The following is a 17,583-nucleotide window of genomic DNA, read 5'->3' on the forward strand; positions in this document are numbered from 1 at the left end:
CTCACACCGAGGACGCGACGGCAGGCGCTCCTCTCTCGGTCCCCCTGTCGGCGCGCTCGGGTGTCGCCACGAGGTGGGTACGACCACTGACCAGAGCCGCCGCCGCATCGGCGAGACACTCCGACGGGATCTCCACGACCACCAGTGCGTCGGTACCGCGGACCACGCGCTCGGCGATGTCGAGACGGGTCAGGACGGCGTCGCGGTCGGAGGCCCCGGCCACCCAGACCACCGCATCTCCCCGCGCCGCGGCGACGAGCCGATCGGCCGCCTCATCCCAGGCCGACTCGGTGTCGACGTGGTGGACGACGGTCTTCGGGTCGTCGCGCAGGTCCGTCGGAGCCAGTCGTGCGGGGTAGGAGCCCCGCGGGTGCTCCAGGGGCTGCGCCAGCACCCACTGCGCGACGTCGTCGGGCCGCGGCCTGCCGACGTCGACGCCGGCGTAACTCGTCACCCCCGCCCACGCCACCTCGGGCGCCGAATCGAGGAACCGGTCCAGACCCACCTTTCCCGACCGGGTCATGTACGAGACCATCAACCGGTCCACCGGCAGATCCATCCGCTGCGGGAACGACTCCCACCACAGTTCGCTGCGACGGGCGATCTGCTGGAGATGCTCGACCGCGGGTCGGCGGATCCTCTCGTACCGTGCGAGCGCGTCGGCGATCGAGTCCGAATCCCGCAGGGCCACATCGAGTGCGATGGCGTCCTCCATCGCCAGCTTGGTCCCCGAGCCGATCGAGTAGTGGGCGGTGTGCGCCGCGTCGCCGAGGAGGACGACGTTGTCGACCGACCAGCGGTCACACCGGACGGTGCGAAACCGCATCCAGCGGGTGCGGTTGCCGATCAGGCCGTGGTCACCGAGCGTTCCGGCGAACGCCGACTCCAGATACCGCAGCGAGGTCTGATCGGAGTCGGTCGGGCCGGTCTCGGCGGTCGAGACGTCGAAACCGGCTCGCCGCCAGGTGGCCTCGTCGGTCTCGACGAGGAAGGTGCTGCGGTCGGCCGAGTACGGGTAGGCATGCGTGACGAACGTCCCGTGCTCGGTCGTCGACGGGACGAAGATGGCGCTCGGTAGCGCGAAATCCGTTCCGCACCAGAGGTACAGCCCGGCACCGGTGGTGAGGTGGGCGCCGAAACGGGGATCGGATTCCCGGGTCGCGCTGTTGATCCCGTCCGCCGCGATCACGAGGTCGGCGTCCAGGTCGGCCGCCGCATGGCGTTCACCGAAGACGAGGCTGACCCCGGCGCGCTGCGCCTGATCCTGCAGGATCGCCAGCAGCTGCGTCCGGGCTATGGCCAGCAGGTCGCCGTGCGCGATGCGGACCACATCCGCACCCACCTGCATGGACATCTCGTGGGAGTACGCGGCCGCGACGATGGCCTCGAGCGACGCCGCGTCGGCGTCCCGGAGGTTGCGCTGGGTGCGGGAGGCGAGGCCGACACCGAACCCGAACGTGGTGTCGGGCGAGCTCTGTTCGTAGACGGTGACGTCGGCGTCGGGGTGGCGCAGCTTCAGCAGTCGTGCTGCGTAGAGGCCGCCGGGGCCACCACCGAGGACGGCGATGCGAGCGAGGTTCATGAGATCTCCATACGATCGATCCAGGTGTGGTCTGCGAGGACGCCCGACCTCAGCGGTCGGCGAGCACCTTGTCGGCGATGTCGGCGCGCAGACTCTTCTTGTCGATCTTGTTGACGGTGGTTCGGGGGAGCGCCGGGACCCACTCGAGGCGTTCGGGCCACTTGAACTTCGCGACACCGAGTCGGGTCAGGTGTTCGCGGATCTCGGCCAGCGACAGCTCACCCTGGGCAGCAACGAGATACGCGCAGGTCTTCTCACCGAGGCGGGGATCGGGCATCGCGACGACAGCCGCGTCGTCGATGCCGGGATGCTCCACCAGGAGGAACTCGAGCTCCTCGGCGTTGATCTTCTCGCCGCCCCGGTTGATGAGGTCCTTGATGCGTCCCTCGATGGACACGTATCGGACGTCGTCGATGACGACGATGGTCGCCAGGTCACCGGTCCGGTAGAAGCCGTCCGCGGTGAACGCCGACCGATTGTGTTCGGCCGCATCGAAATATCCCGAGATCGTGTAGGGACCACGACAGCACAACTCCCCCACGACGCCGTCGGAGACCTCGGTCTCGGTGCCCGGTTCCAGGATGCGGACCTCGTCGTCCGGGGCGACCGGCGTACCGACGGTCTCCACCCGGGCACGTAACGGTGCGTCGAGAGGCGTCACCGCGAACATCCCCTCCGACATCCCGAAGAGTTGACCGCCCCAGTGGCTTTCGCCGTCGTCGACCCGGGCCATCAGCTCCGCGGACACCTTGGCACCGGACAGGATGACCCTCCGCAACCGGTCGCGGACGCGGTCGAACCCGGGGTCCATGACCGCCTGATAGTGCCCGTGCCCGATGAGGACCTCGGTGGCCCCTGCCCGTTCCATCAGGTCGAAGGCACTGGCGGCGTCGGCGGTCGCCAGCACGAGGCAGGCGCCGACGGAATGCGACGCGTGCAGACCGCACACGATGCCGGCGTTGTGGATGATCGGGATCAGATGGGCCACGCGGCTCGTCTCGTCCCACCCCAGCCACCGGGCGTACATCTCGGCGTTGTTCCAGTATTCGGCGTGGATGCGCGGGATCACCTTGGGCACACCGGTGGTCCCGCCGGACAGCTGGAACGCCACGACGTCCTGCGGGTCGATGTCGCGTTCGATCGCCTCGACAAAACCTCGTGCCGCCGACGCGTCGACGTCGAGACCCAGGTCCTCCAGTCGGATCGAGCCGGGCTCGGCCGACGGCGCACCCACCGTGAGGATGTGTCGGACGGTGTCGCCGCCGGCCGCGTGCTCGTGGGCGAAGCGCAGCAGGTCGAACGACGGGTCCCCGACCTCGACGATGTGCGCCACCGCACCGACGGTCCGGCTGACGTGTCCGATCTCGTGCATCCGATGCGCGGCCAGGGTGGCGACGGGTACGAGCCCCGCCTTGAGACAGCCGTACCAGGCCAGGACGGTCCCGAGGCGGTTGGTCAGCTGGAACACCACCGGGTCCAGCCGGCGCAGACCGAGGTCGATCAGCCCGGCCGCGATGGCGTCGGTCCGTCGGTCGAGTTCGGCGTAGGTCATCGACCCCTCGGCGGTGATCACCGCCGGTCGGTCGGGATGACGTGTCGCGACGTCGTGGAACCTGCGTCCGGTCGGATCCGCACTCCACGAACCGGTTTCGCGATGACGCCGGGCCCGATCGGGCGGGTACGGGATCAGCCGACCGTCCCAGTCGTCGTACGTGGTCTGCCCACGTGCGTCGATCGTGGTCACCGGGTCGCCACCGCCGGCAACAGTCGCGAGATCTCCAGGGAGTGATCGGGGTGATCGGCCGGGACGATGCCCGAGTAGATGGCCGTCCAGCAGCCCGGGCAGCACAGCTGACGGAACACGATCGGTGTGTCGACGTACTCGGTCGGGTCGGACGTGACCTGGGGGCCGGCCGCCGAGGACGGGCCCTCGAACCGCGCGAGATCCAGGACCCCGCCGTTCTTGTCGTCGCCGAGCAACCGACCGCAGTGCGCGCAGGCGATGACACGCGAGTCACCGACACTGACCTCGGCGAGGTTGTCGTCCAGTCGTCGGCCCAGGCTCAGGTCCATCGTCGGGGCGTCGGGGTGCTGCGTGGATCGCTCCCGACGTTCGGTCAGCATGGACGTCCGTAGTTTCGCGGTCGCGCGATCATCGGTGCCATTGTGGTCGACGACGACGCCGTAGACCGCGGCCGCGCCATCCGCGGTGACCTTGCCCTCGCGCAGATCGATCGCGACGGCGGCCGGGTCGCGCTGCAGCGGATCGCCGTACCCTCCGCCACCCTGCCAGTGCATGTACAACACCTCGCCGGGCGCGACGTAGCTCTCCGCATAGCAGGCCCCGAACTCCCGGCCGCCCGCGAGTTCGTCGAGGTCGCCGGGGATGTGGCCGGCCGCGAACTGCTCGTTGATGTCGGTGCCGCGGGCAAGGATCTCGAGGCCGGTGTTGCCGGGATATCCGCCTGCCAGACCGTTGTTCTGGGCCACGGCCTTGCCCGCGGACGCCAGGACGAGACCCATCGGCAGGCTGGTTCCGTACGGGGTGACCGCCAACGACGCGCTCACGCCGCCGCGCTGACGGCCGGGCCCGCCCGAGTCGGGCTCCTCGCGACGCCACAACGTGAGCAACGGGTAGAGGAACTCGGTCATCTCGGTGTCCGGGATGCGGCCCATCGGGATGCAGAAGAGTCCTCCGGTGTCCATGCCGTCGGCCGTTGGACGCGCCCCGTATCCGCCGGCCATGGGCTCCATCATGATGTTGAGGAACGGGACCGGTTGCTCGGCCCGCTCGTCCAGCCCCGCGATCACCGCGGTGTCCCAGGTGCCGCAGCACGCCGCCTGCACACTGGCGCCCAGATCGACCGAGCGGTCCAGCATCTGCGAAAGACACTCCGCGATCAGGGTTCCGGTCAACCAGGCGGGTCCGATCGGGCCACGACTGACCGCGGCCGGGAAGCTCGCGTTGTTGATGGTGCCCTCTTCGGAGACGAGATCGAAGCACCGCATCAGACCGCCTGCCGACCACGGGATGTCGCCGGCGAGGATCGGGAGCAGCGCGAGCATGACCCCACCGCGCATCCCGGCATAGGTGCAGTTGATGACGCCGGTCTGTTTGTCGGTGCCGGTGAAGTCGAACGTCAGATGGTCGTCGGTCTTGGACATCGCGACGGTGATCTTGTGGACGCCGCGGTCGCCCGCGTGTGACTGGTCCTGGTATCCGGTGGCCTTCCAGGTGCCGTCGGGCAGCGAGGTGAGCTTCGATCGGAGTCGCCCCTCGGCGTCGGTCATCATGCGCTTCATGACGGCCTTGACGGTGTCGGCACCGTACTGCTCGATGACCGCGTGGATGCGGTTGCGTCCCACCGTGTTGGCGCCGATCTTGGCGCGCAGGTCGAGGCCCACGAGCATCGGGACACGGGACCGGCGAACCCACACGTCGGCGACGTCGCGCTGGAGTTCGAAGTTGCGGACCACCTTGATCGGCGGGGTGGGCAGCGACTCGGAGAAGACGTCCTTGGCCGACGGGTCGAACGATCCGAGTCCCGATCCACCGAGATCCGGCTCGTGGCAGATGGCGCTGGTCCAGCTGAACAGCTTGCCCTCGTGGAAGATCGGTTGGTAGACGATGACGTCGCTCTGGTGCAGACCACCCCCGACCCAGGGATCGTTGCAGAGGAACATGTCGCCCTCCTCGATGCCGGGATTGGTGGCGCGGTTCTGCAGCGTCCAGTAGATGGCGAGGTCGACGGCGCCGACGAGCATCGTGTTGTAGAGACCGACCTGGACCTCCTGGCCCAGTTCGTCGCTCACGGCGAAGTCGAAGTCGTTGGCGTCGGTGACGATCGGCGACCCCGACATCCGCTTGAGGGCTTCGCCCATCTCGTCGGTCACCGACCACAGGCGGTGGCGGATCACCTCGTAGGTGAGTGGGTCGAGGTCGTCGATCTGCTGCTGGGTCACCGTGTGGATCTGCAGGCTCGGCGGCAGTGAGCGGGCGAGGGCGTCGGGGTCGACGGGACGGCTCGAGAAGACTTCGGAGCCGGGGATCGGTGAGGTCATGAGGGCGCTCCTACTGGGCGACGATGGAGAGGTTGCCGAGACGGTCGACTGTGCCGGTGGTGCCGTGGGGGACGACGACCGTCGTGGTGGGGACCTCGACGATGGCCGGTCCGGTCAGGACGTGGCCGGCGGCGAGTTTGCTGTAGTCGTAGATGTCGCTGTCGACGAAACCGACGCGGCCGTCGAGACAGACCTTGCGACTTCCGATGCGGGCCGCGGAGGCGTCCGGCGAGTCCGCCGACTTCACCTCGGGCAGGGTCGGCGAGAACGGCAGCACGCCGGTCGCGCGGACGCGGTAGGTGATGGCCTGGATGCCGGCCTCACGGAAACCGCTGTCCTTGCCGTAGAGATCGGCGTAGCGCTGCTCGAACAGATCGGAGGCGTGCGCGACGCTGGTCGAGTCGAGAGCGCCCTCGGGGAGCGAGGTCGCCACCTCGGCGAGCTGCATCGTGTAGCGCATGTCGATCTCACGCTCTACCTCGATGCTGGTGAACGACAGCCCCTGCCGACTCAGGGCCGCACGGACACGCTTCTCCAGTCCGGCGAAGTTCTGTTCGGCCCTCGCCGGATCGAGCGGCATGGCCGCCGGGTCCGAGAGTTCAGCGGCGAGAACGATGTTCGACGAGGCCAGACCGTAGGCGGAGAACGCGGACGCAACCTGACCGAGCGGGACGACCACCTCTTTCACCCCGACCTCGGCGGCGTACCCCGCACAGTGCGCGGGACCCGCGCCACCGAAGGCGTAGAGCACGAACTCACGCGGATCGTGTCCGGCCTCGACCACGGTCTTGCGCAGCAGGTCACCGGTCTGGGCGTTCTGCACCGCGTAGATGGCGGCCGCGGCGTCCTCGATCGACAGGCCCAGCGGCTCGGCGATCCGACGGCGGATCGCCTCGCGGGCGAGGTTCTTGTCGAGTGGCTTGCGGCCTCCCAGCAGGCCTCGCTCGGGCAGGATGCCGAGGACGAGGTTGGCGTCGGTGTTGGTGGGCTCGGTGCCGCCCTGCCCGTAGCAGGCCGGCCCGGGGACCGCCTGCGCGCTGTGTGGTCCGATCTGCAGGTTGCCGCCCGGATCGACCCAGGCGATGGCGCCGCCGCCGGAGCCGATCGCGTGCACCTCGAGGGTGGGGACGTTGATCGGGTGGTGGTTGATGATCGTGCTCGACGCACGGACCGGCTCGCCGTCGACGACCAGTCCGACGAGGAAGGTCGTGCCGCCGACGTCGGTGGCGATGACGTTGCGGTGGCCCAGTTGCCGACCGAGGGAGACTGCGCCGACGACGCCGCCGGTCAGCACCGACCCGACCGTGCTGATCGCGTTCTTCGGTGCCTCGGCCGCGGCGACCGCGCCACCGTTGCTCTGCATCACCAGCAGCGGTCCGGCCAGCTTCAGATCTCGCAGCTTCGACTCCAACGATCCGAGGTAGTCGCGCAGGCCCGGACCGATCTGCGTGCTCATGATGGTCGTGGCGTTGCGGGCGAACTCCCGGATTCGGGGGCTCACCTCGCTGGACAGCGAGACGAACATGTCCGGGTCGATCTCACGCACGAGTTCGCGGATCCGCTCCTCGTGGACCGGGTTGCGGAACGACCACAGCAGCGAGACCGCGATCCCCGACACCCCGTCGGCCACCAGCGACCGGATGGCCTCTCGCGCGGAGTCCTCGTCGAGCGCGACGACGATGTTGCCGTCACGATCGATCCGTTCGGTCACCTCCAGCGCGTGCCGCTTGGGGACCAGGCCGTGGGACTTGCTCTGCCCCATGACGTTCTGCAGTTGCTCGGGTGATCCGCCGAGGTAGCGGCCCTCCACGTTCATGATGTAGATCGAGTCGCGATGACCCTTGGTCGTGAGGAAGCCGACCGGCGGGACGTTGCCCATGACGAGCGCGTTCAGCGACGACGTCGTGCCGTGCGCGATGTGATGGGTGTCGGCCAGCATCTCCTCCACCGGGCGCCCCAACTGTTCGGCCAGCGCCACCAGGACATCGATGACCCCCTGGGAGTAGTCCGGGGGCGTCGACGGGGCCTTGGCGGCGACCACGGTGCCGGAACTGTCGTCGAGTACTGCGTCTGTGAACGTCCCGCCGACGTCCACTCCGATCACATAGGTCATGCCGGTGTGCTCCCTTTCGGATACGAGTCGAAGACGCCGGCGACGCCGGGACGACTCCCGAGCCTGCTTACGTCTGCGTTGAGTATTCGACGCGAGTGATGACCTGTCAAGGACCAATTGTGAGAGCCATCACCAAGGGTCGCGACTGTTGGCATCGCCATTCTGCGTCGCGCTGCTGGTGGACGGGCCTTGACGGATCGTCGCGTGCGTCGAATAATCATCGTCAGTGTCGAACTACATCGACATCGTTGTCCACCGGAAGGCCCAGCCCATGACCACCCACCGCATCGGACTCGTCGTACCGAGTTCCAATGTGACGGTCGAGACAGAGATGCCTGCACTGCTGGCCCGGCACCCCGACGCCTCGTTCTCCTTCCACTCGAGCCGCATGCGGATGACGGCGGTCTCTCCCGAGCAGCTCCGCGCCATGAACTCCCAGCGGGAGCGGTGCATCCTCGAACTCGGCGACGCCGGCGTGGACGCGATGCTCTACGCCTGTCTCGTCGCGTTGATGGCAGCGGGCCCCGGTGAACACCAGCGGGTCGAGGGGTTGATCGCCGAGCAACTCGCGACCGGCGGGTCCGACGCCGCGGTGCGTTCGAGCGCCGGCGCGCTGGTCGAGGGCCTCCGGGCTCTCGGCGCCCGCCGTGTCGCACTGGTCACCCCCTACATGCGCCCGCTCGCCCAGAAGGTCGTCGAGTACATCGAGGCCGAGGACATCGCCGTCACCGACTGGCGCGCGCTGGAGGTGTCCGACAACGCCGAGGTCGGTGCCATAGCGGGATCGCGCGTGATGGAGGCCGCGCGCTCACTCGATCTCACCGGTGTCGACGCGCTCGTCATCTCGGCCTGCGTGCAGATGCCGTCGTTGCCCCTCGTGCAGGCCGCCGAGGACGAGTTCGGTGTCCCCGTCCTCTCGGCTGCCACCGCGGGTGCATACAGCCTTCTGCGCGCACTGGACCTCCCGGTCGATCTGGCCGGGGCCGGCTCGCTCCTGCGCGCCGACGCCTCCGCACCCGCCGCGATCTGAGAACTCAAGGAGAACAGCATGTCTGATCTGAATCACAAGGTCCGAGGCGTCGACCACGTCGCCTACCCCACGTTCGACCCGGCCGGGACCGTCGAGTTCTACCGGGACGTCCTCGGCTTCCCGGTCGTGCACTCGATCTGCGCGGCCGGCTGGGGGCCGGAGAAGCATCCCGACTTCATCCACTTCTTCTTCGACATCGGCAACGACGACCGGCTGGCGTTCTTCTACTACTTCGGACTCGAGCCGTTCGAGGGCGGACCGCAGGGTGACGCCTACTCGCGCTTCGCCGATGACGTCCCGATCTTCTTCATCCGGTCCCGACACCTCGCCATCCACGTCGACGACGAGGACGACCTGCTCGAGTACCGCCGCCGACTCGACAGCAGCAACTGGCCGGTCGAGATGCAGATTCAGCACGAGACCATCGAGTCGATCTACACCCACGACCCCAACGGCTACATGATCGAGATCACCAGGGCGATGCGACCGGTTACGCCGCAGGAAGACCTCGACGCGGAGCTGACCATCGACGCCCTGGTCGACGTCGTGCGCGGCCCGGATCCCAGCATGGCGAACCTGCTCGCGCGCAAGGCCGAACTCATCGTCGAGCGTGCCGCGCAGTGGGTCCCGTCCGACGAGGAGGTGGTGGCGCGGTGACCACCCTGTACGTTCTCGACATCCCGGAGAACCACGACCTCGCGGCGGTCGCGGACAAGGACCCCTCGGTCGTGGTCGATCACGTCGGGCCCTACTTCCGGATCGTCTCCGACACCGACATCGTCATCGACCGTCGCGCGACCGGGTGTCGGCACGCGGTCTGGTACAGCAGCGTCGCCGGCCTTCACGAGAGCCGGATCACGCAGTGGGACAAAGACGCGATGCGCGTCGTGGGGTCGTGACCGTCACCCGCCTCGGCGCGGGCCGGTACATCGACGCGGCGCAGGCCCCGGCGAACACCGTCACCTCGGTCCACGAGTTGACGACGTCAGATGGCGCGAAGGTCGCGGGCGTCCTGCGGACAGTCCCCGGCGCACGGACCGTCGTCGCGTTGATGCACCCCCGCCAGGATCTGACGCACCACGTCCTGGTTCCGGAGTTGCTGGCCCGCGGGTTCGGGGTGTGGACACAGGGCACGCGCTCCCCCAACAACGACATCGCGCTGGTCCACGAGCAGGCACTGCTCGACGCAGCGGCGGGTCAGGTGTTCCTCCGCGACGCCGACTTCGATCATGTTGTGACACTGGGCCACTCCGGCGGCGGGACTCTGTTCGCGTTCTACCATCAGCAGTCCGGGCTGCCCCCGGAACACCGCCTGCGTCGGACACCGGCCGGTCGACCGATCGATCTCGCGTCGGCCGACATGCCCGCACCCGACGGGGCGGTGTTCATGGCGCCCCACCCGGGGCAGGGTGCGCTGCTGCTCCGGCTCATCGATCCCTCGGTGGTCGACGAGTCCGACCCGCTGTCGGTGGACCCGTCCCTCGATCCGTTCGGCCCGGCCAACGGCTTCGCCGAGCCCCCGCACAGTTCGCAGTACACGGACGATTTCGTCCGGCGATACCGGGCGGCGCAGCGGGCGCGGGTCGAACGTCTCGACCAGATCGCCCGCGAACGGGTGGCCGAGGCTGCGACCGCACGACGTCGACACAAGGACAGCGGGGACGCGAGAGACCGTCGCGCCGCGCTGGTCCCGCGAATCCTCACCGTGTATCGCACCGACGCCGACCTGCGGTTCACCGATCTGTCGCTGAGTCCCAACGACCGACCCTACGGATCGCTGTTCGGCCGGCGACCGGACCTCACCAACTCCGGGTTGGTCGGCTTCGGACGGTTCAGCACGCCGGACGCCTGGCTGTCCACGTGGTCGGGGCTGTCGACGAACGCCGACTTCCTCCGGTGCGCCCCGGCCGTCACGGTGCCGTCGCTGTTCGTCGAACTCAGTGGCGATCAGGCGTGCTTCCCCGACGACGCGACCGCGATGACCGAGGCCATCGGTGCCACCGATGTCACCCGAACGCAGGTGGCCGGAACGCATTTCGGCGGGCCGATCAGCGACGGCGCCCCCACCGGCGCGAGCCTGGCCGCCGCCGACATCGGGCAGTGGTTGGCCGAGCGCTTCAACTGACCGCCGGTGCGGTGACGGACAGGAGGTACGGATGCCAGCGACGTTCATCACCTCACCGTCGCGAGGCGGGACAACCTTCCTGGACATCACGTCTAGCGAGCACCGAGCCGCCTAACGCTGTGGTGACATCCAGGTTGAAACGGGATCGCAAATGCGCTTGCGTCTTCGATCGGCCAGTACCGCGAGCGATGGCTGCCGAACAGCTCGAGACAAGAGAACTCGACGCCTTCATGTGAAGCACACGCTGCAATGCTGTAGCGCGGCGGCGCTGCACGGTAAACCTCACATGTGTCAACGCCTTCGGAGATTAGACGCGCAGTCAGCCCTCTCACATACCAGGTGTTGAATTCGCTGACTGCTAACTGGCTTGCAGCGTTACGCAAGTTCACTCGACGGTTATTCGACACCGCAAGCCAAAGTTCCGGCTTGGAAATCTCGTGCATGAGCGAATCATCGTCTCCCGCAGTTATCGCTCGCCGCATCGCATCAGGCCACCTCTGCCGACCAAGCGAAGACAGCTGACGACCACGGTATGGGTTGCCTGAGGACTCCTCCTCCTCAAAGGCCGCAATCATGAACTCTCTTGTCAGAGCGTCAAGCTCTTCGTAGTGCATTCCCATGGCTTGATCTCCATACCGGTCTCGGGAGCAGCGCCGCTTACTTCTCTTTGGTGACGCCCTTGAAAGGTGCCGAATCGCTCTTGCGATCCAGAAATTGGCCATTTGAGCTGTCGCGCTTGGTCCAGCCGCCTGGTGTCTTCACTTGCGTTCGACTAGTCACTGCGCCCTTGCGCGAACCTTTGCCAGTGTTCTTTGCCATTTCCATCCTGTTCCCGTGCCGGGCGACGCGAGGTTGCGCCTGAGTGAAGATTACACCACCTTATTCGGCGTCGCGTTCGTCGTGTGATTCAGCGCAAAGGCACCACCGGTGTCGGAACGTGCGTCAGAGGGCAGACTGGTTTTCGCAGGTGGACATTCAGGAGCGTGACTTTGACAGAATTGCCAGCAAACGGACGGTTCCAGCCCAGCCGGCTCCGGCTAGCGCGGGAATTGAAGCGCATGACGCAAACGGAGCTTAAGGGGCAGTGCGGCATCTCCGCGGCGTCCGTCAGTCAGCTTGAATCCGGCGCGTCTAGCCCCAGTGCCGAAACGATCTCGGCACTCAGCAAAGCCCTTGAGACACCTCCTGAGTTCTTCTTCCGTCCCGTAGCCGAGACACATGAAGGATTCTTTCGATCTTTACGCCGAACGTCTGTGACGGACCGCCGCCACGCTCGTGCGGTCGCTCAGATTGCCCATGATCTGGCGGCCGAAGGCAGCTCATCGGTCCTGATGGATCTTGCGCTCCCTGCTATCCCGGTGGAGAGCCTCACCGACACAGACACACCGATCGCCGCCGCAAAGATGGTCCGGCAGGCGTGGAAAGTTTCATCTGGGCCGATTGCGAATGTAGTTGAGCTGCTGGAAGAGCACGGAATCGTAGTTCTGCGGCTCTCGTTGTCGACCGCGAACGTGGACGCGTTCTCGCTGCCCTTCGCAGACCGGCCGGTTGTAGTCCTCGGTAGCGACAAGAATGATCGCGCGCGCTCAAGGTTCGATGCGGCACATGAACTTGGCCATCTTGTGATGCACGGCCAAGAAATTTGGGGCACAAAGGAAGTCGAGACACAGGCACACTTGTTTGCAGCCGAGTTCTTGATGCCGGAGGCCGAGATCCGCGCGCAATTACCGACCTGGTCCGACTGGGAAACGCTGTTCAGCCTCAAGAAGACGTGGCAGGTATCGCTCGCAGCTTTGCTCATGCGCGCTAAGACGCTTGGACAAATGGACGGGTCCGCCTACCTGAACTCCGTCAAGGCCGCCTCGGCGAGAGGTTGGCGTCGAGTCGAACCCCTGCCGTTGGGTGCTCCCGAAGAACCTAGCCGATCGACGTCTCTACTCCGGGACTACTTTGCAGGAGACTCCGGCGATTGGCTTCCTGCTAAGTGGTTTGACCTTGTTCAGCTCAGCGAAGTTGACTGAACCTGCACATCGAGCTGCAGAACATCAACGGCGGACCCGTCGATAAGCCAACTGCTAAGGCCCCACTGGGCCAAGTGAAATAGCAAGGTAATAGACCGAATTGCCCTCGCGGCCATGCGTGCCTCTGCGCATGGAGGACGATGTCACCGAGGACAGAGCGGCGCCCAAAGGCCACTTCAGGTGATTTAAGGCCTGAACCTATCCCGGTGTCAGCTGATCACAGAACAATGTTGATCATCTTCCCGGGCACGTAGATGACCTTGCGGGGTTCGCCGTCGAGCAGCGCCGCAACCTTCTCGTCAGCAAGGGCGATGGCCGTGACCGACGCCTCGTCGGCATCCGCGGCCACGGTGATCCGGCTGCGCACCTTGCCCTTCACCTGAATCGGGATCTCGACGGTGTCCTCGACCAGCAACGCCGCGTCGGCGATCGGGAACGGGCCGTGCGCCAACGGCGCGCCGTGGCCAAGCCGTCCCCACAGTTCCTCGGCGATGTGCGGTGCGACCGGCGCCAGCATCAGCAGCAGAGGCTCGACCACGTCGCGCGGTGCGCCCTTCGCGTACTCCTTGGTCAGGTGGTTGGTCAGTTCGATCAACTTGGCCACCGCGGTGTTGTCGCGCAGCGCGGCGTAGTCGTCACGGACACCGGCGATCGTCTTGTGCAGCAACTTGTTCGCCGACTCGCTGGGTGCGTCCTCGGTGACGCGGACCTCGCCGGTCTCCTCGTCGATCACCAGACGCCACACCCGCTGCAGGAACCGCTGCGCACCGACCACGTCCTTGGTGGCCCAGGGGCGGGACTGGTCCAGCGGACCCATCGACAGCTCGTACACACGCAGCGTGTCGGCGCCGTAATCACGGCAGATGTCGTCGGGCGCAACGGAGTTCTTGAGCGACTTGCCCATCTTGCCGTACTCGCGGTTGACCGGTTGCCCCTCGTAGAAGAACCCACCGTCGCGCTCCTCGACCTCCTCCGCGGGCACGTAGACCCCGCGAGCGTCGGTGTAGGCGAACGCCTGGATCATGCCCTGGTTGTACAGCTTTCGGTAGGGCTCCTTCGACGTGACGTAACCCAGGTCGAAGAGCACCTTGTGCCAGAACCGGGAGTAGAGCAGGTGCAGCACGGCATGCTCGACGCCGCCGACGTACAGATCGAGCCCGCCCGGGTCGTCCGGCCCGTGGACGTCGGTCTGCGGTCCCATCCAGTACGCCTCGTTCTCCTTGGCGCAGAACTCCTCCGAGTTCGTGGGGTCGATGTAGCGCAGCTGGTACCACGAGCTGCCCGCCCACTGCGGCATGACGTTGGTGTCGCGGGTGTAGTGCTGCAGACCATCACCCAGGTCGAGGTCGACGTTGACCCAATCGGTGGCCTTGGCCAGCGGGGGAGAGGGAACGCTGTCGGCGTCGTCGGGGTCGAACGACACCGGCGCGAAGTCGGCGACCTCGGGCAGCGCCACCGGGAGATCGGCCTCGGGGATCGGATGCGGTTCTCCCGCAGCGTCGTAGACGATGGGAAAGGGTTCGCCCCAGTAGCGCTGGCGGGCGAAGAGCCAATCGCGCAGCTTGTACTGGACCGTGCCGGTGCCTGCGCCCTCGGTCTCCAGCCACTCGATCATGGCCGTCTTCGCCGCGTCGACCCGCAGGCCGTCGAGGAAGCCCGAGTTGACGATGGGACCGTCACCGGTGAAGGCGGCCTCGACCGCGCCCTGCTCCGATCCGATCACCTCGATGATGGGCAGACCGAACGCGGTGGCGAACTCGTGGTCGCGCGGATCGTGCGCCGGGACGGCCATGATGGCTCCGGTGCCGTACCCGATCAGCACGTAATCGGCGATGAACACCGGGATCTCGCGTCCGTCGACCGGGTTGACGGCATAGCCGCCGGTGAAGACACCGGTCTTCTCCTTGTTCTCCTGGCGCTCGAGATCGGACTTCGCGGCGATACCCGCGCGGTACTGCGCGATCGCGGCGGCCGGGTCGGCGACGCCACCGGTCCACCGCTCGTCGACACCGGCAGGCCACGAGTCCGCGGTCAGTGCGTCGACCAGCGGATGCTCGGGGGCCAGCACCATGTAGGTCGCGCCGAACAGGGTGTCGGGTCGTGTGGTGAAGACCTCGATCGCGGAGTCGGACCCGGGGACCGCAAAGGCGACCTGAGCGCCCCGGGACCGGCCGATCCAGTTCTGCTGCATGGCCTTGACCTTGTCCGGCCAGTCCAGCAGGTCGAGGTCGTCGATGAGGCGGTCGGAGTACGCGGTGATCCGCATCATCCACTGCCGCAGTCGCTTCCGGAAGACGGGGAAGTTGCCGCGGTCGCTGCGACCGTCGGCGGTGACCTCCTCGTTGGCCAACACCGTGCCCAGCCCCGGACACCAGTTCACCATCGAATCCGACTGGTAGACCAGGCGGTATCCGTCGATGACCGCGGAGCGTCCGTCCGCGTCGAGATCGGCCCAGACCGCGCCGTCGGCCGGGGTGCGCGCACCGGAATCGAATTCGGCGATCAGCTCGTCGATCCGCCGGGCGCGACCCAGGTCGGTGTCGTAGAAGGCGTTGTAGATCTGCAGGAAGATCCACTGCGTCCAGCGGTAGAACTCCAGGTCCGTCGTCGCCACCCGGCGACGCTCGTCGTGCCCGAGCCCGAGACGACGGATCTGCGCGAGGTAGCGCTCGATGTTCGCCTCGGTGGTGGTGCGGGGGTGGGTACCGGTCTGCACGGCGTACTGCTCGGCGGGCAGGCCGAACGAGTCGAAGCCCATGGTGTGCAGGACATTGGCGCCGTCCATGCGATGGAAGCGCGCGTAGACGTCGCTGGCGATGAAGCCGAGGGGGTGACCGACGTGCAGGCCGGCGCCCGACGGGTACGGGAACATGTCCTGGATGAACAGCTTTCCGCTGCCCGCACCGCCGGCGAACGTGGAGAGATCACCGGCCAGCGGGCCCACCGGATTGGGGGCCTCGAAGCTCCGGTTGTCGTTCCAGTTCCGCTGCCAGCGCTCTTCGATCTCGCCGGCCAGCTGGGCGGTGTAGCGGTACTCAGTCACCTGACCAGCGTAAAGCGTCCCCTGACAGTGACGGTTGGCGGTGTCGCTCGTATCATCGTGGAGTGAATTCTGTTGCCGTCGGTATCTCTGTCGCCGACTTCGTGCTGGCTGTCGCCTTCGGCGTGACCGGTGTGCTCGGACTGATGCGGCGCCTGCCCCGCAATCGTTTCGTCGGGATCCGTACACCCGTGACGCTGCGCTCGGACGAGACGTTCGCCGTCGCGCACGTCGTCGCCGGGCCGGGACTCGTGGGCGGCGCGGTCATCCTCGCGCTGGCCGGGGTCATCGGGATCGGCTCCGCAGGAGGCGTCGGACTGGCGTTCGCGCTGGTCGGTCTGGTCGCTGCGCTGGTCATCCTGGGAGCGGCCAGCTCCTTCGGTCTGCGCGCCGCGGCGCGCGTGCCGGACTGGGACGAGTCCGACAGCTGCGGCACCGGCGGAGGCTGCGGCAGCTGCGCCCTGTCGGGGGCGTGCGCGGCTCCCGGCGCGTCGTCCACCAGCGTCTCGTAGACACCGCGAGGGTCGCGTGCTCAAACGGCTCCACATCGACGGCTTCATCCTGGCCATCCTGGCCACGGTGGGCGTCGCGACGTTGCTCCCCGCCCGCGGGGAGTTCGCCGGCATCACGTCGTGGGTCGTGGTGGCCGCCATCGCCCTGCTGTTCTTCCTCTACGGCGCCCGCATGCACCCACGCGAGGCGCTCGAGGGGCTGCGGCACTGGCGTCTGCACCTGACGATCCTGGCCTTCACCTTCGCGCTGTTCCCGCTGATCGGTCTCGCGCTGAAGCCGATCGCACCGCATGTCCTCGGCGACGACGTCTACACCGGTGTGCTGTTCCTGTGTCTGGTGCCGTCGACGGTGCAGTCGTCCATCGCGTTCACGTCGATCGCCCGGGGCAACGTCGCCGGTGCGATCGTCAGCGCGTCGGCGTCGAACCTGCTCGGCGTGATACTGACGCCGCTGCTCGTGGTGGCGCTGATCTCCAGCACCGGGGGCATCACGATCTCGTGGACGTCGATCCTCACGATCGTGCTCGAGATCCTCGTGCCGTTCATCGTCGGACAGCTCGCCCGGCCGCTCATCGGTGGGTGGCTGACACGGCACGCCAAACCCACGAAGCTGGTCGATCGCGGATCGATCGTGCTGGTGGTCTACTCGGCGTTCAGCGAGGGCATGCGCGAGCACATCTGGTCGACGGTGCAGTGGTGGCAGGTGCTGGTGCTGATCGCCGGGTCGATCGTGCTCGTGGGGGCGCTGCTGTGGCTCACCGGATTCGTCGGCCGACGCCTGCATTTCAGGCGCGCCGACACCATCGCGATCCAATTCTGCGGGACGAAGAAGAGCTTGGCCACCGGATTGCCGATGGCCGCGGTGCTGTTCTCGGGAAGCAACGTGGGCCTGATCGTGTTGCCGCTGTTGGTCTTCCACCAGATACAACTGATGATGTGTGCCTGGTGGGCGGGGCGGCTGTCTCGCGAGCCGGTCGACGAACCGGAGATTGCCCCGGCCACCACCTCGTAGTCGCAGTGGGCGGGGCGGCTCAGTCGCTAGCCGGTCGACGAACCGGAGATCGCCCCGGCCACCACGTAGCCACCACGGCAACAGGC

12 protein-coding genes are annotated in these 17,583 nt (G+C 67.1%); 7 read left to right on the forward strand and 5 right to left on the reverse strand.

The features are described 5' to 3' along the window. Position 1 precedes the first annotated feature (1 nt). The 4 genes from LX13_RS09355 to LX13_RS09370 are packed head-to-tail and all read right to left on the reverse strand — an operon-like array spanning position 2 to position 7,757. Positions 2–1,582, reverse strand: coding sequence for an FAD-dependent monooxygenase (locus tag LX13_RS09355; protein ID WP_253661067.1), 1,581 nt, complete (start codon positions 1,580–1,582; stop codon positions 2–4). Between the two features lie 49 nt (positions 1,583–1,631). Beyond that, the gene (locus tag LX13_RS09360; protein ID WP_253661068.1) at positions 1,632–3,326 is read right to left on the reverse strand and encodes a (2,3-dihydroxybenzoyl)adenylate synthase; all 1,695 of its coding nucleotides are present in this window, start codon (positions 3,324–3,326) and stop codon (positions 1,632–1,634) included. Further along, the gene (locus LX13_RS09365) at positions 3,323–5,644 is read right to left on the reverse strand and encodes a hydantoinase B/oxoprolinase family protein (RefSeq protein WP_253661069.1); all 2,322 of its coding nucleotides are present in this window, start codon (positions 5,642–5,644) and stop codon (positions 3,323–3,325) included. The genes LX13_RS09360 and LX13_RS09365 overlap by 4 nt, the downstream gene beginning before the upstream one ends. 10 nt (positions 5,645–5,654) lie before the next feature. After that, positions 5,655–7,757 (reverse strand): hydantoinase/oxoprolinase family protein, encoded by a 2,103-nt coding sequence (locus LX13_RS09370; protein WP_253661070.1) that lies wholly within the window; start codon positions 7,755–7,757, stop codon positions 5,655–5,657. Positions 7,758–8,028: 271 nt separating this feature from the next. Here LX13_RS09370 and LX13_RS09375 point away from each other — a divergent pair, with 271 nt between their 5' ends. The 5 genes from LX13_RS09375 (at position 8,029) to LX13_RS09395 (ending at position 12,933) form a co-directional block, all read left to right on the forward strand. Further along, positions 8,029–8,787 (forward strand): maleate cis-trans isomerase family protein, encoded by a 759-nt coding sequence (locus tag LX13_RS09375; protein ID WP_253661071.1) that lies wholly within the window; start codon positions 8,029–8,031, stop codon positions 8,785–8,787. Between the two features lie 18 nt (positions 8,788–8,805). Then, positions 8,806–9,444, forward strand: coding sequence for a VOC family protein (locus LX13_RS09380; protein WP_253661072.1), 639 nt, complete (start codon positions 8,806–8,808; stop codon positions 9,442–9,444). After that, on the forward strand, positions 9,441–9,686 hold the full coding sequence (locus LX13_RS09385; RefSeq protein WP_253661073.1) for a hypothetical protein: 246 nt from the start codon (positions 9,441–9,443) through the stop codon (positions 9,684–9,686). The genes LX13_RS09380 and LX13_RS09385 overlap by 4 nt, the downstream gene beginning before the upstream one ends. Further along, positions 9,683–10,912: an alpha/beta hydrolase gene (locus LX13_RS09390; protein WP_253661074.1), complete on the forward strand. Its 1,230-nt coding sequence runs from the start codon at positions 9,683–9,685 to the stop codon at positions 10,910–10,912. Before LX13_RS09385 ends, LX13_RS09390 begins: the two co-directional genes overlap by 4 nt. 983 nt (positions 10,913–11,895) lie before the next feature. Continuing rightward, positions 11,896–12,933, forward strand: coding sequence for a helix-turn-helix domain-containing protein (locus LX13_RS09395; RefSeq protein ID WP_253661075.1), 1,038 nt, complete (start codon positions 11,896–11,898; stop codon positions 12,931–12,933). Positions 12,934–13,150: 217 nt separating this feature from the next. On the opposite strand, the gene leuS is transcribed toward LX13_RS09395, so the two are convergent. Then, positions 13,151–15,976, reverse strand: coding sequence for a leucine--tRNA ligase (gene leuS, locus LX13_RS09400; RefSeq protein WP_253661076.1), 2,826 nt, complete (start codon positions 15,974–15,976; stop codon positions 13,151–13,153). Between the two features lie 62 nt (positions 15,977–16,038). Here leuS and LX13_RS09405 point away from each other — a divergent pair, with 62 nt between their 5' ends. After that, positions 16,039–16,485 carry an SdpI family protein gene (locus LX13_RS09405; protein ID WP_253661077.1) on the forward strand — a complete coding sequence of 149 codons (447 nt, stop codon included), beginning with the start codon at positions 16,039–16,041 and terminating at the stop codon, positions 16,483–16,485. A gap of 16 nt (positions 16,486–16,501) precedes the next feature. Next, positions 16,502–17,497, forward strand: coding sequence for a bile acid:sodium symporter family protein (locus LX13_RS09410; RefSeq protein WP_253661078.1), 996 nt, complete (start codon positions 16,502–16,504; stop codon positions 17,495–17,497). The last annotated feature ends 86 nt before the right edge of the window (positions 17,498–17,583 follow it).

Origin of the sequence: Williamsia maris (genome assembly GCF_024171815.1) — a bacterium.
GTDB classification, from domain to species: Bacteria; Actinomycetota; Actinomycetes; order Mycobacteriales; family Mycobacteriaceae; genus Williamsia_A; species Williamsia_A maris.